17 protein-coding genes are annotated in these 14,472 nt (G+C 35.7%); 3 read left to right on the forward strand and 14 right to left on the reverse strand.

Annotated elements, in window-relative coordinates:
- Positions 1–421 precede the first annotated feature (421 nt).
- On the forward strand, positions 422–1,375 hold the full coding sequence (locus LJD61_RS04405) for an Rpn family recombination-promoting nuclease/putative transposase (RefSeq protein WP_255226298.1): 954 nt from the start codon (positions 422–424) through the stop codon (positions 1,373–1,375).
- A 33-nt stretch (positions 1,376–1,408) separates the two neighbouring features.
- Here LJD61_RS04405 and LJD61_RS04410 read toward each other — a convergent pair whose 3' ends face one another.
- From LJD61_RS04410 to LJD61_RS04455, 10 genes are all read right to left on the reverse strand, one after another.
- Entirely contained in the window at positions 1,409–2,524 is a 1,116-nt protein-coding gene (locus LJD61_RS04410; RefSeq protein ID WP_255226299.1) for a hypothetical protein, read from the reverse strand.
- Positions 2,525–2,871: 347 nt separating this feature from the next.
- A complete protein-coding gene (locus tag LJD61_RS04415) occupies positions 2,872–3,162 on the reverse strand; it encodes a transposase (RefSeq protein WP_255226300.1) in 291 nt (96 codons plus the stop codon).
- A gap of 264 nt (positions 3,163–3,426) precedes the next feature.
- Complete coding sequence (locus LJD61_RS04420) at positions 3,427–3,918, reverse strand: hypothetical protein (RefSeq protein WP_255226301.1); 492 nt, start codon at positions 3,916–3,918, stop codon at positions 3,427–3,429.
- 22 nt (positions 3,919–3,940) lie between these two features.
- Positions 3,941–4,657 carry a hypothetical protein gene (locus LJD61_RS04425; RefSeq protein WP_255226302.1) on the reverse strand — a complete coding sequence of 239 codons (717 nt, stop codon included), beginning with the start codon at positions 4,655–4,657 and terminating at the stop codon, positions 3,941–3,943.
- Positions 4,658–4,786: 129 nt separating this feature from the next.
- Complete coding sequence (locus LJD61_RS04430; protein ID WP_255226303.1) at positions 4,787–5,227, reverse strand: hypothetical protein; 441 nt, start codon at positions 5,225–5,227, stop codon at positions 4,787–4,789.
- Between the two features lie 442 nt (positions 5,228–5,669).
- The gene (locus LJD61_RS04435; protein WP_255226304.1) at positions 5,670–5,969 is read right to left on the reverse strand and encodes a hypothetical protein; all 300 of its coding nucleotides are present in this window, start codon (positions 5,967–5,969) and stop codon (positions 5,670–5,672) included.
- 279 nt (positions 5,970–6,248) lie between these two features.
- The gene (locus LJD61_RS04440) at positions 6,249–7,214 is read right to left on the reverse strand and encodes a hypothetical protein (protein ID WP_255226305.1); all 966 of its coding nucleotides are present in this window, start codon (positions 7,212–7,214) and stop codon (positions 6,249–6,251) included.
- A 42-nt stretch (positions 7,215–7,256) separates the two neighbouring features.
- Complete coding sequence (locus LJD61_RS04445; RefSeq protein ID WP_255226306.1) at positions 7,257–7,814, reverse strand: hypothetical protein; 558 nt, start codon at positions 7,812–7,814, stop codon at positions 7,257–7,259.
- Positions 7,815–7,919: 105 nt separating this feature from the next.
- Positions 7,920–8,360 (reverse strand): YggN family protein, encoded by a 441-nt coding sequence (locus LJD61_RS04450; protein WP_255226307.1) that lies wholly within the window; start codon positions 8,358–8,360, stop codon positions 7,920–7,922.
- 88 nt (positions 8,361–8,448) lie between these two features.
- A complete protein-coding gene (locus LJD61_RS04455) occupies positions 8,449–8,868 on the reverse strand; it encodes a DUF4367 domain-containing protein (RefSeq protein WP_255226308.1) in 420 nt (139 codons plus the stop codon).
- A gap of 122 nt (positions 8,869–8,990) precedes the next feature.
- On the opposite strand from LJD61_RS04455, the gene LJD61_RS04460 reads away from it, so the two are divergent.
- Positions 8,991–9,827 (forward strand): transposase, encoded by an 837-nt coding sequence (locus LJD61_RS04460; RefSeq protein WP_255226309.1) that lies wholly within the window; start codon positions 8,991–8,993, stop codon positions 9,825–9,827.
- 518 nt (positions 9,828–10,345) lie between these two features.
- On the opposite strand, the gene LJD61_RS04465 is transcribed toward LJD61_RS04460, so the two are convergent.
- The 4 genes from LJD61_RS04465 to LJD61_RS04480 all read right to left on the reverse strand — a co-directional run bounded on the left by LJD61_RS04465 (position 10,346) and on the right by LJD61_RS04480 (position 12,862).
- A complete protein-coding gene (locus tag LJD61_RS04465; protein ID WP_255226310.1) occupies positions 10,346–10,948 on the reverse strand; it encodes a hypothetical protein in 603 nt (200 codons plus the stop codon).
- Positions 10,949–11,105: 157 nt separating this feature from the next.
- Entirely contained in the window at positions 11,106–11,546 is a 441-nt protein-coding gene (locus LJD61_RS04470) for a YggN family protein (protein ID WP_255226311.1), read from the reverse strand.
- Between the two features lie 88 nt (positions 11,547–11,634).
- Positions 11,635–12,315, reverse strand: a complete 681-nt coding sequence (locus LJD61_RS04475; RefSeq protein WP_255226312.1) for a DUF4367 domain-containing protein — start codon at positions 12,313–12,315, stop codon at positions 11,635–11,637.
- Positions 12,308–12,862, reverse strand: coding sequence for an RNA polymerase sigma factor (locus LJD61_RS04480; protein WP_255226313.1), 555 nt, complete (start codon positions 12,860–12,862; stop codon positions 12,308–12,310). The genes LJD61_RS04475 and LJD61_RS04480 overlap by 8 nt, the downstream gene beginning before the upstream one ends.
- A gap of 300 nt (positions 12,863–13,162) precedes the next feature.
- Between LJD61_RS04480 and LJD61_RS04485 the strand changes: the two genes are divergently transcribed.
- Positions 13,163–14,410 carry a glycosyltransferase family 2 protein gene (locus LJD61_RS04485; RefSeq protein WP_255226314.1) on the forward strand — a complete coding sequence of 416 codons (1,248 nt, stop codon included), beginning with the start codon at positions 13,163–13,165 and terminating at the stop codon, positions 14,408–14,410.
- Positions 14,411–14,472: the final 62 nt, after the last annotated feature.

Consider the following 14,472-nt stretch of genomic DNA (forward strand, 5'->3'; position numbering starts at 1 on the left):
ATGAGTATGACATTTGCAACAATAAAAAAACCCATAAAGCTTCCAGTCATTATGTTTTTACTCCTTTCCAAATATCATAGAATTTGATATGCTGATCACATTTACACAATGGTAATTGTGATCACTTCTTCTTAGCAGAATAATCTCTAAATATAGAACAAATATAATGCTTAAAATACCAAGAGTTAAATAGATTTTATTAAATCTCATTCGTATCCATCCTTCTTATATGCCTGAATCAGGCTTAAGGCTTCGAGGAATTTTCAACTTTATCACTTCCAATCTTATTCTATTATTTGCCTTTTACCTATATAACGAATGAAGAGTGTGTTTTGGGACACTTATTTTAAAAATTTCAATTTGATTTACACCTTTTGGAATTATTGATATAATATAATTAACAAACGAAAGGGGGATGAAATTGGGGAATAATAAGCAGGAGCTTTTAAGCCCTTTGAGCGATATAGTATTTAAAGCCTTATTTGGCAGGGAAGAAAAAGATAGCAGAATAATACTCATAGATTTTCTGAATTCTGTACTATCTCTTGAAGGTAATGAAAAGATAACTGAAATAATTCACTTAAGCCCTTTCAACATAAAAGAATACAAAGAGGACAAAGGCTCCGTATTTGACATAAAGGTAAAGAACCAAAGAGAAGAAAGAATAAACATAGAAATGCAGATAAACAATGTAGACGATTTTAGGAAAAGAAGCTTATATTACTGGAGCAAGATGTATTCCGAAACCATAAAGGAATCTGAAATCTATACAACTCTAAAAAAGGGCATGGTAATAAACATAATGGATTTTGATATAATAAAAGAAACAGACAGATATCATACAGAATATAAGATACTGGAGACAAAAGAAAAATTTCCACTAGTGGATGATTTGGAAATACATTATATAGAACTGCAGAAATTCCATCCTGAAAAGGATTTAGAAGAAATGGAAGCCATAGAATTATGGCTAAGCTTCCTAAAAAAAGCCGGGAATGAAGAAATAGAAAAATTAGTAAAAAGGAAGGAGGAGCTCGGTATAGCTATGGAGATGTTGAAAAAAGTAAGCGCCGATGAACAATTAAGGGAAAAATATGCAGCTAGGGAGAAGGCTAGGCTTGATGCCATATCAAGCATTAAATTTGCTGAAATGAAGGGGAAAGCGGAAGGCATAGAAGAAGGAATAGAAAAAGGTATGGAAAAGGGCAAAGCTGAATTATTGGTGAGACTTCTCAGCAAAAAAATTGGTGTATTACCTGTATCTTTAGAAGAAAAGATACGAAATGCTGATCTTCCTGTTTTGGATTTACTGGCAGAGAGTATATTTGAGCTCAATTCTATAGAAGAGGTTGTAGAATTGATGGATAAAAAATAGTAAGGTAGTTTTCAAAGGAAATATTAAACCGTTTCAATAAAGAAAAGGGACAGGTAGGGTTAACGCAAAAGTACCTGTTCCGAATTCCTTATATAATTTCTTATTTTTATTATCAATTATGCCAGTTACTTTCTTTTCAGAGTCAATTACATTCCAAACCTCATCCTCCCTTATATGAATTGCACCCTTAAATTCCCCATCCTGAATTGCGCAAATCAAGCTCTCAGGCTGTTTGTCCCCATATAGTTCAATATCCAGTATTACTATATCCTTATATCCTCCGACAATCTGCACTCGGTTTTTAAGATAATCCGGAACAAACTTCCCTTCTTTAACCGTACTTTTACATGTTTGGATTGACCTTTCATTTATCTTTGATTCTCCGGTATCTATATCGACTTCTGTCAAAGCTTGGGCTGTCCCTATGTAGTATCTTGAGTCTATTAAAACGCTATTATCCGGATAAACAGAGTATCCTCCGCCTGTTTGTTCTGCGTCCGGCAGCACAATTTTTTTCCACTGTATATCATTTATATTGTTAATGTTGCATTTGCCGACATAAAGCAAATAGCATTCTTCCCAATTGCTAAACATCAATGTTATTTCGCCGGTGTTTTTATTAAAGTCAATATAGCGGAGTCCATCATTTTCAAACATAATGTCTTCCTTTTTCCCATCAATGGTTTGATATTGAGCTTTAACTTTCTTTTCAACTACACCATCTGAACAATTCAAAAAAAGATCATAATCAGGCACTTCGCCATCCGCAGTCCGATTTCTTACTGCTATAATGTCCCTTCCATAAATCGAATCCATTGGATATTTTTCTATAACTTTTGATTCCGATTCATATGAACCTTTTGGTATTGCTGTCTTATGCAATATTAGCTTCTTGTTCCCATCCCATATAATTGGCTCTACAAAGCCATTATGATTTTCTATCGGATACACCAAATCATCTGAAAAAGTAATAGTACCTTGGTCTATATCCCACATACTAAGCTTTGCATCTATTTTTTTATCTTGTTCTTGATAATAAGTAAGAAATGGTATTTGAGTTTCAGTATCAATGTTTAGCTGACTATTCGTGTTGGTACATCCAATGATGAGCATCGATACAACTACAACCATAATAAATATTTTTTTCATAGTAGGTTTTCTCCTTTTAAAGCATTTATAGTAACAAGAAGAAGCAAGTAAGCTTCTTCTTGTTATCATAAACAATACATACTCATATTACCACAATTTGTAGTAAGTCCAGCCGGAAGGGTTTGTATAGGGCGCATATACTCTATCATTTGTATGACCGGTATAGTATTTGGTGACCGAGTCATTTCTAACACATTACCACATGTCCAATAATACTGAGCCCTTAGAACTTGCAGCGGGCCGTCCTGCGTTTACCCAATCGTAGTAACCGCTTCTAGATATATTGAGTGCGCGGTATATTTCCTGCACAGTATACTTGAAACGAATACCATATACAAAAGCGTATACTACCGGCAGTTTTTTGCGAAATATGCCGCGGCTTGCTTTAAAATTGCTACCTCATTCTCGAGCTCTCTTATGCGTTGTTGGGCTTTTTTCATAGCTTGACCTTCTAGTTTTAAGTTACCGGACCCAGGGAAAGCAGCTTCTGGATCTTTTTCAAGCTCCTGAGCCCATTTATATATAGTATTTGGGTGTAAACCTAATTTAGCAGCCAAACTTGGGCCGGTTCTGCTGCCGGAAAGATATAGCTGAGCTATTTCTTTTTTGAACTCTGCATCGTATCTTTTGCTTTTCATATAGGACACCTCCACTTATATTGTATCAGCCATTTGTCGTGTCCGCAAAAAGCAATACGGTTTAGCAGCAGCACTAGATAAAAATAGAATCGTCATTGTAAGCATAAGTAATATTAACCTTTTTCTCATAGGTAATACCTCTGTCTTTTACTATATAACGAAATGAAAGGGGTGCTTTGAGACAATTATTTTAAAAATTTTTCGATTTAAGCGAGTGCTTTATATTGAAACACTCGCTTTTGTCGCCTATGCTCGGATAACTTGCTACTCATTTGCAGTATCTAATAAAAGTAATAAATAGACCTCTTCCTCATGTATGCTTATTTGACTTCTATTTTTACTAATTATTTTATATTTTTCTATTAACCCTTCTAACTTATCGGAGTTTTTCCAAGCATAAAAAGTTAGAGTTTTATCTTCTACATCATATTTACCATGAATCATCATAGGAGAAGGCTCACCACCAATTTTCCATGAGCAAGTCTTGTTTTCTACAATAAATTTCGTTTTATTTTCTACTGAGCATATTGTCGCTATAAAGATAGCTCCAGTAGGACTATCATAAAAAACAAACACTTCTCTGCTATCACTGACAGAAATTACTCTTAAAACAGATACTTTATTTCGCAATAAGCTGCTTATTGCAGACTCTTTTGTAGTATAATGAGTCTCAGGTGAGCTTGGAGATAATATGAATAATAAAGTTAAAATAATAGTTAAAATAGAAAATATAATATAGGACGTTCTATTTTTCAATTTACACCTCAATTTACAGTTGCTACATATATTCTAAATAATATAATCCATCTGCGAACTTACCAACTTTTCTTACGACAATTCCAGAAGATGGCTCTTCGGATATAAGTCTTGGATTTAGTTCGTCTTCTAGTTGCTGCCATGTTTGTAAAATACCCTCAGTTTCTCTCGTTGTTGGAGCAAATATCACACGTGCTGTTTCATATGGAGCTATATCAAATTCCATTCCAAAACTCGCGCTGCTTGATGCTGATTTTGCATATGATGCACCTATTTCCTGTAAAATGGCATTTATCTTAGATGAAGTTAATCCAACGCTAAAAGTGCTAGTATAGCTTTCACTTTGTCCATAAGATATTCTGGCACCATTTCTAGAGCCATTTATCCAAGGAGTGACAGGTTTTGCCATGTCGTAGTTTAGGTCGTCCTCCCCTTCTATTTCTATATATTTATAAAAAGTAATGGACATCGGAGAAATAGGAGTATTTTCAATGATAGAATTTTTAAAACCAATCCCATCATTAGCATGTATATGTTTAGAAATTACATTCATAGGATAGATTCTTTTCAACTCATCAAATGTAATTTCCCTTGGTACACCATTTTGTACAAGAACCATTTTCCCTATAGGCTTTGGCAATTTATTATTTTTAGTATCTGCGTAAGAAACATTAAAGCAGCTAAATAGCATTACTCCTATTAACATAATCAGAACTAACTTTTTAAATTTTGAATTCATATAAATTTTCCTCCTTATCATTAGGTAGTGTAACGTTTTACACTATCATGTTTCTTTTTTCAAGTTTATTTCTCACCAGTAATAAACCAATGGACTCACCCCTTCCAATAAAAGCAGCCTTCTACAGCTTCAATAATATACTTCGCTGCTTATTACGGTTTGGGTTTCCGAGTCGCTGCCGCTATAGGCAGTAACATCTGCGACTACTTGATATGTATATCCCTTTGGGACTGCCATTGATTTGGAGAGTGTAAGCCTATAGCTGCTGCTCGATTGATACCAGCTGTTTATGGTGACCCAATCTCCATCTTTATACTGCTGCAATTCTGCTTCGATTGATACTTTGGTGACTGTACCGCTGTATCCTTCTACATAGCATTTAACCTGAGCCTGTCCTGTTGAAGTAATATTTAATTTGCTTTGAGACTCATAAATATAAACCATCTGAGGGGTTATGATGATATTGTCTCGAGAATGATCATTGCTGCCAGCATCTGCATAGGTAATGCTGGAAAAGCATAAGAGCAAAGCTCCACACAGGATGGCCGTTATTAATCTTTTAAAGTACATATAAAACATCTCCTTCATTTGTCTTTTACCTATATAACGAAATGAAGGGGGCGTTTTGGGACACTTGTCCTAAAAATATTTCAAAGAAAGGAGACCGGAGGCTATATAAAAGCAATAATGCCGTCCCTAATATTTTATATATAAGTATGCTCTCTTATTTTTTCAGAACGAGCAACAAGGCAAAATGTTACAGAAAAGACTGCAGATATAATTATGCTAGATATGCTTAGCTCTTTCGAAACAATTTTATGAGAAACCGAAAGTATTGTTGTATTAATTAATATGAATATTACGGCCAACAGAAATCAGCTGTCCGTTAAGTATGGAATCAGGATTCCGTTAATCGGAAATCACCTTACTTTTGCTTAATTATTATTTGGATATATAGATTAATTCTGTCAAGGGCTTGCTGCATAAGCAGTGCGTAGCACCCTTGATAGGATTAATCTATATATCCTACACTAAGCAATGCAAAAGCAATCACCCTGTGTATGATTTCCACTACCGGGGTGATGATTTCCAAGTACCGGTCAGGTGATGTAATGTGCACCGGAATACTCATTAATATAAGGGCTATATTCCAGATTTTATTATTTAATCTATATAGAGAATCTGTTATGAAAATAGCCACGGCAACCATTAGAAATTGAATTACTGATGCTAAGTCAGCCTTTGTTAAATATAAGATTGACGTTCCCATAAGGAGCAGAAGTATTATATATTTATAAGTATTCTCTTTCATATATACTACCCATTATAAATCATTTAAATATTTTATCAATTTAGTTCATACATAAGTAAATACAGTAGTTACGGATCCGTCAATAACTCTGTTAACATTATTATAGGTAAAGCTTCTTTTTACTAACGAGGTTATTCTTATAGCTTTTAAATCTGAAGTTGGTTATCGAAAGCCTTTATGGAACCATTTGTTAAGCAAATTAGCAGGTTATATGAAAATAAGGTTTTGAAGCCTGACCCTTGCCTTCTCCTTTGATTATCTCTACTCCTCTTTAATGTCCTATTCAACTTTTATGCCTGTTCTAATTGATGTCTCTACCCTCTTATTAGAAATATTCAACACTTTGTAAGGATTATGAATTAATATTGGCGTGATATCATAGATACCTTTTTCCCCTGGCATTTTTAATTGGGAATGAATTATTGATTCTTGCCCTCTTTTTACTTTTAAAAACAGCACATCTTTATCATTTATTATTGGCACCTGATTCCAGTTAAATAGAATGACAAGAGCATATTCATTTATTTCAGAATCTGTTCTATTTCCGATATGTACATAATAATCTAAATTTGAGCTTTGTTTTTGTTCCTCAGATAGCCATTGCATAAGCTTGTCATTATATTTAGATAAAAATACTCCATTTAATATATCCCGATTCAAAATTGTAACTTTATCGAATGAATAATTAGGAACAGCATTGCTTTCGACTGCAATATTAAATCTTAAAAATAATAGATGAGTCATATCAGTTGACTTTCTAAAATCATCATCTAGTGAATCATTATCAGGATATTTAACTATTACGAAAATTGCATCGTGCAGACCTTCCTCCAGTGGCTCTATTTCAACGGGTATTTCTATTGTTTGATTCGGGGCCATATTTATAATATAACTGTTGATTTTCTTTTTTCCATCCACAATAAATTGGCTTTGTTTATAGTCCAATATTAAGATTATTTTATAATCTCTTGGCTTGTCAACCAAATGACCTAAAGATATAAATTTCTTTATACTTTCTCGTCTTTTTACCTTAATAACAGGATATTTTTCTATTTGGCCATCAATATTATAAAGTCCTAAACTAACGCCACCTGCTGTAGCCATTGGCATTCTATTTCTATTTGAAGTGCTTTCAATTTTATTATTAAAAATGTTGTTATTATCTCTTAACCCCAAAATATAAATTATGCATAAAACCATAGAAATAGCTGCTGTAAAGATAACTATTCTTTTTAATTTTTCCATAGCTCTCCCTGCCTTTATTTACAAGTTATATACTTATATTAATCAAAAATGCCCTGTAAAACCAGGGCATTTTTTACTTATTGCATTAAGTATCATATGTTTCAGGATACAGCTTTGGTAACCGCTCTGTTCAAATGTGTGATTACCATATACCTCGTAATCACTAAAACCGGCAAATTCATCATAGTCGAATCTTGCACCTGCCTGAGAGGAGTTTGTATGACTATCAGAGCCAGAGCCTACCAGTCCTCCGTCTCTATAGAGCCTTGTATCTGCTGCAATATAATCTATTGTTTTTTTAGTACTTTTAGTAGAGTCGGTAAATGAGAGTGATGCACTTGTTGCTCTTTGGGATGTTTTATCCCAAACTGATATTGCATACCACCAGTATCCAGAACCACCTTGGCTTGCATTAATGGTCACCTCACCAGAAGGATCAATTTTAATTGCTTTTGGTGAAAAACTTTTTTCTGGTATCTTTCTGATATCATAGACTTTCTTGCTTACTTTTACCTTGTTCGGGTTTTCTGTATAGGCATAAACCTCACAGACACTGAAAACTAATATAAGTGAAAGTGCAATAGCTAAGAACCTTTTCATCACGATACCTCCTCAAATTTATTACTCATACACATTCAAATGCCTAAAGCCACATTCTTAAACCAATGGACTCACCCCTTTCCATAAAAGCAGCCTTATACAGCTTCAATAATCTATCTCGCTGCTTATTACGGTCTGGGTTTCCGAGTCGCTGCCATTATAGGCAGTAACATCTGCAACTACCTGATATGAATATCCCTTTGGGACTGCCATTGATTTGGAGAGTGTAAGCCTATAGCTGCTGCTCGACTGATACCAGCTGTTTATGGTGACCCAATCTCCATCTTTATATTGCTGCAGCTCCGCTTCAATGGATACTTTTGTGACTGTACCACTGTATCCTTCTACATAGCATTGGACTTGTGCCAGTCCGGCGGAATTAATACTTAAATTGCTGTATGCCCTGTTAATGCAAACCATCTGAGGCGTTATGATGATATTGTCTCGAGAATGATCATTGCTGCCTGCATCTGCATAGGTAATGATGGAAGAGCATAAGAGTAAAGCTCCACACAGGATGGCCGTTATTAATCTTTTAAAGTACATATAAACATCTCCTTCATTTGTCTTTTACCTATATAACGAAATGAAGGGGGCGTTTTGGGACACTTATTTAAAAATATTTTAAAATTTCTTATTTTACGCTTTCCGCCATTTTTATTATTTCATCTTTTTCTATCGTCGTTGAGGCCAAGTTGAATAGATATTCGCCTTCAAACCACATCAGCCTGTTTGTTCCCTTATTTGATACATAATAGGCTTCACAGCCTCTTATCCATAGCTTTTCCATGATAGCTCCTTCTGTGTCTATGATGATTTTGTCATTTGTAATATATGTCTGATCAAATATTATTTCTTCTCCATCATCGTTTGTGTAAATGATAAAAATTATAGTAAAGAGTTTCTCAGTGCTTGCCTTCTTAAAGCCTTCGGGTATATATTCCGGTTCTGCCGGTTCCACCGTTATATCTCCCGGCTGTTCATCGTGCTGGAATGAAAAGGAGGTCAGCTCTTGATATATTTCTATGATCGCCTTGAAGAACTTTGTTCTCAATGCTTCGACGCTCACTATGGTTGGAGTGATAAGTGCCAGGTATAAAGGTTATTAGGTTATTGATGGAATGCACTTCTTATAGTAATATATGTATATATGTTATTATAAGGGGTGTATTTTTTATGGCAAGAGAATGGAGGGAAGAATATAAAGGCGGAATATATCATGTGATTGCAAGGGGAAATAATAAGGAATATATCTTCAAGGAAGGCATAGATAAAGGATACTTTATAAAGCAGCTAAAAGAATATAATGATACCATGGGGTATAGAGTATATGGATATGTCTTGATGGACAATCATTATCATATAATAATACAGACTTTTGACAAGAAGCTTCAGGAGATAATGCATCAGATAAACAATAAATACAGCAAATATTTTAATGGTAAGTATAATAGGGTTGGACATGTGTTCCAAGGCAGGTACAAAGCAATATTGGTGCAGGATGAGAGGTACATGTTGAAGCTTCTAAGATATGTACACCAGAATCCGGTAAGGGCAGGGCTATGCAGATTAGTTGAGGAGTATAAGTGGAGCAGCGATATATACTATAGGGAAAATATCAAAGGCTTTATAAATACCCTAATAATCTATAATATGTTAGATAAAGATACAATTGGTGCAATACATAAGTATAAGGAATTTATGGCCGAACCGGAAGAAATGAATTATAGTACTCTAAAAGCGATAGGCGATGAAGCATACGTGGTATTATGTATGAGCAGGAAGGAAGAAAAGCAGAGAAGAAGGCTGGATGAATTATTATTTGATACCGGAATATCTTTGATAGAATATGAACAGATAAAATCGGGATCACGGAAGAGAAAACTTACAGAATATAAGTTAAGATATGCAATTGCTGCAAAAGAGGAGCATTATACCTTAAAGGAAATAGGAGAGCATATAGGCATGACAGCTATATCAATAAAGAATATGCTAGACAGGTATGAAACATAGCTGGATAACCTAATAACCTTTGTACCTGGCACCTAATTGGCACCTAATTGTGGCATTCTATTGATAGCGCAAATATCCCGTTGTTCTCATTTGTAGCATCTATTTTTTCTATATATGATTCGCTGAAATTTGAGTGCAGCATTTGCTTATTCCCCTCTCCTTAAATTCTTATATTATCAATATTATAATAAAAACCAGATCTTATTTTCTACTCTACTTACCTCATATGATAAAGTGAAAGAAATGGCTGATAAAGTTTTATCATCAGCCATTATTAAGCCCAGTGCCCTAAGATACCTTTCTTTGCCCTTACGAGACAATTCACATTGCATGGACTCGACTATAACATTCAGTGGGAGGTGAATCTCCCACTGAATGAAGTCTTGCTTAATCTAAAGCTAATATCTTATTATACGGAAGTTTCCATCCGGGAGGGTTGCTTGATGTAGTTGTGTACACTTTGGTAACCTTGCCATCATCATCAATATCTGAAGGATATCATAAGAACTAATTGAGAATTAATATCCATGTTCATCACAATAAATTTCATAGGCACCCATTATTCTTTCACAACAACAAAAATAAAACCCCCGTTCACAGCCACAATCATCGATTTCATCTGGAGATTTGTAGCATCTTTTATGCTCTTTGCCTTCGTGACACGTATGAGGTTTATACATTAAATCTATGCTTGTTTGAATTAACTTTTCATGTTCATTTTCTGCTTGGAAGAAACTTATTGGATTCTCTGTTTCATTATAGGGAGCTTGATGTCTGCTGCATAAATATAAGTCAGTATTCATTTTTTTGCCACAGCAGCAGTAATTTGTAATCGCTTTGCAGCCACAACTTTTTGTAAGTGTCGCTACATCGCAGTTTCTGTGGTCCGGTGTTCCGTGGCATGGATGGGAAGAGTTGGTATGAGCATCAAAGTTTAAATTGTCCCTGGTTCTTAGAATGTCAAGCATTTTCTCTGCGTCATGCAGTTCTTCATAAAGCTTATTCATATCATATGAGTTTATATTGTTGTCATAGTCAAATGATGCATAGGCCTGGATCGTAGATACAAATAGAAAAGCTAAGGTTAATACTAGATAAGCTATCTTTTTCATTGGCTTCATGATGATTTTCCTCCTCGTTTTTAAATTAAAAATTCTTTAGCTTTGTTATTAAATATATGTCAATCTTAAATACTTGCTGTTACACATTCTACTGCCTAAAGCCACATTCTTAAACCAATGGACTCACCCCTTCCCATAAAAGCAGCCTTATACAGCTTCAATAATCTATCTCGCTGCTTATTATGGTCTGGGTTTCCGAGTCGCTGCCATTATAGGCAGTAACATCTGCAACTACCTGATATGAATATCCCTTTGGGACTGCCATTGATTTGGAGAGTGTAAGCCTAGAGCTGCTGCTCGATTGATACCAGCTGTTTATGGTGACCCAATCTCCATCTTTATATTGCTGCAGCTCCGCTTCAATGGATACTTTTGTGACTGTACCACTGTATCCTTCTACATAGCATTGGACTTGTGCCAGTCCGGCGGAATTAATACTTAAATTGCTGTATGCCCTGTTAATGCAAACCATCTGAGGCGTTATGATGATATTGTCTCGAGAATGATCATTGCTGCCTGCATCTGCATAGGTAATGATGGAAGAGCATAAGAGTAAAGCTCCACACAGGATGGCCGTTATTAATCTTTTAAAGTACATATAAACATCTCCTTCATTTGTCTTTTACCTATATAACGAAATGAAGGGGGCGTTTTGGGACACTTATTTAAAAATATTTTAAAAAATTTTATTTTACGCTTTCCGCCATTTTTATTATTTCATCTTTTTCTATCGTCGTTGAGGCCAAGTTGAATAGATATTCGCCTTCAAACCACATCAGCCTGTTTGTTCCCTTATTTGATACATAATAGGCTTCACAGCCTCTTATCCATAGCTTTTCCATGATAGCTCCTTCTGTGTCTATGATGATTTTGTCATTTGTAATATATGTCTGATCAAATATTATTTCTTCTCCATCATCGTTTGTGTAAATGATAAAAATTATAGTAAAGAGTTCCTCAGTGCTTGCCTTCCTAAAGCCTTCGGGTATATATTCCGGTTCTGCCGGTTCCACCGTTATATCTCCCGGCTGTTCATCATGCTGGAATGAAAAGGAGGTCAGCTCTTGATATATTTCTATGATCACCTTGAAGAACTTTGTTCTCAATGCTTCGACGCTCACTATGGTTGTAAAGGTCACAAGGGATATAAGAAATATTACGATTGCTATTCGCCTTGTTTTATTGATAAGCCCTCTTACAAGGAAATTGCTCTTCTCCATTGCTATAAGAAGCTTCATCCTGCGGTCAAAGCTTTTGGTGAAGGTATGTCCAAGCTCTTGCTCAGGAGGTATCTGCTCAAGCAGAAGCTCTTCGGCTTTTGGTACGAATTCAAACAGCATGGCATCTGTTATTACTGCATCAGTCATAAATATTTATCTCCATTTCCTCCAGGATTTTTGCAAGCCTTTTCTTACCCCTGGCTATGCGCTTTCGGACATTTTCTTCGGATATGGACAGTATCTTTGCTATTTCCTTATCCGTATATCCATGGCTGTATTTAAGCTTTATTGCAGAGGAATAGTTTATCGGAAGCATTGCAATAGCCGCTGCAATTGAACTATTGCCAACCTCTTCAAAGCTTCTGTCCGCTCCGGCGGCCATCTCCTCCGCGCCGAATATGACTTCATCAAAGGGGATCGTATATTGCCTTCTCCGCTTCCTGTATATATCGATGGCGGTTCTTTCAACTATTATAACGATGAAGCCTTTGGTTTTGGGACACTTGATTTCATTTATTTTATCTAAATTTTCAATAATTTTTATAAATGCCTGATGGACTGCATCTTCTGCCAAATGCTCATCCTTTAATATGCTGTTTGCCACATAAAACATTGTTTGCCTGTAATTAATATATATTTGTTCAAATTTAGACTTATCATCAGAGCTTTCGATCATCGCCAAATAGATTGACAATTAAGCACCTTCTATACCTATGATTTTCCATATTATGAAAAGATATATAGCTGTCAATACAATTTTACCATATTTTGCTGATAAATTGCTTTTATTTGGCTATTAAAAACCCAAAAAAGTGGAATAATAAGCATAGCTACAAAAATAACAGCATGATTACAAAAAAAGAAGAAAAACAGTCCATAAAAACGTCTAATAAAGCGGATATCTATAATAGCGTTTTTCTGAGCCATTTTACAATTTTAAGGAAAGTGTTATTATATAACTTGGTTTTGAAAGACTGAATACAGGGGGCATAATATGTTAAAGGATACATTGCATTTTGTATTTGTTGTGCTGCAGGTTCTTGCCGTAGTATACGGATTATATTATTTTTCAACTTCAATATATGGCATAGTAGAGAAATTTAACAGAAAGCCTACGAGGAATTATCTGCCATTGAAGAGATTTGCCGTATTCATACCTGCTCACAATGAAGAGAGAGTAATAGGAAATATAGTGGAAAATCTGAAGCAGTTGAATTACCCGGCGGATGGCTATGATGTGTTTGTCATTGCCGATAATTGCACTGACGACACGGCGGATATTGCCGCAGCCGGGGGAGCCAATGTGCTGGTCAGGACAAATAATGAAAAAAGAGGCAAAGGCTTTGCTCTGCAGTGGGCTTTCAAAGAGATATTGTATAAAAAAGATTCGGATTATGATGCTGTAGTGATATTTGATGCGGATAATCTTGTATCCAAAAATTTCTTGAGGGAAATGAACAATAAGCTTTGTGAAGGTCATAAGGTACTTCAGGGCTATATCGACAGCAAGAATCCCGAGGATTCCTGGATTACTTGCAGCTATTCCATGGCTTTCTGGTCTTCCAACAGGCTCTTCCAATGTGCCAGGGAATACCTGGGCTTGAGCTGCCAGATAGGCGGCACGGGATTTTGTGTTGATGTAGATATATTGAAAAAGATAGGCTGGGAGGCAACCTGCCTGGTAGAAGATCTGGAATTCACCATGAAGCTCATGCTCAACGGAATAAGGGTCGGCTGGGCTCATGATGCCGTAGTATATGATGAGAAACCTCTTACGATGGCTCAGTCATGGAAGCAAAGGAGAAGATGGATGCAGGGCTTTGCGGATGTATGCTCCAGATACTTCATGAAGCTTTTGGTAAAGGCTGTGAAGGATAGAAGCTTTGCTTTACTCGATTGTGCCCTTTATACCCTTCAGCCGTATATGATAATAATGGGCGGTTTGATGTTTGCGGTACCATTTGTGAACGCTTATGTTTTTGATAATGAGATGTTCATATTTACTGCCAGTGTCTTTCCCAACTTTTTCAAAGCCTTTGGGATGATACAGTTTCTGCTGATACCTGCAGGTCTCCTTATAGACAAGAAGTTCAGCTACAAATTGTTCCTGTACTATCCGACTTATGTGCTGTACTGCCTGACATGGATTCCTATATCCATTCAGGGCGTGATCATGAAGAACAACAAGGAATGGAGCCATACTCTCCATACGAGAACCGTGTCTATACATGAACTGGAATAAAAGCATAAGTGATGATATTAAGTGATGATATAAAGAAGAGCAGCATTAGCGAATAATGCTGC

Source organism: Lutispora saccharofermentans, from assembly GCF_024363565.1.
Classification (GTDB): domain Bacteria; phylum Bacillota; class Clostridia; order Lutisporales; family Lutisporaceae; genus Lutispora; species Lutispora saccharofermentans.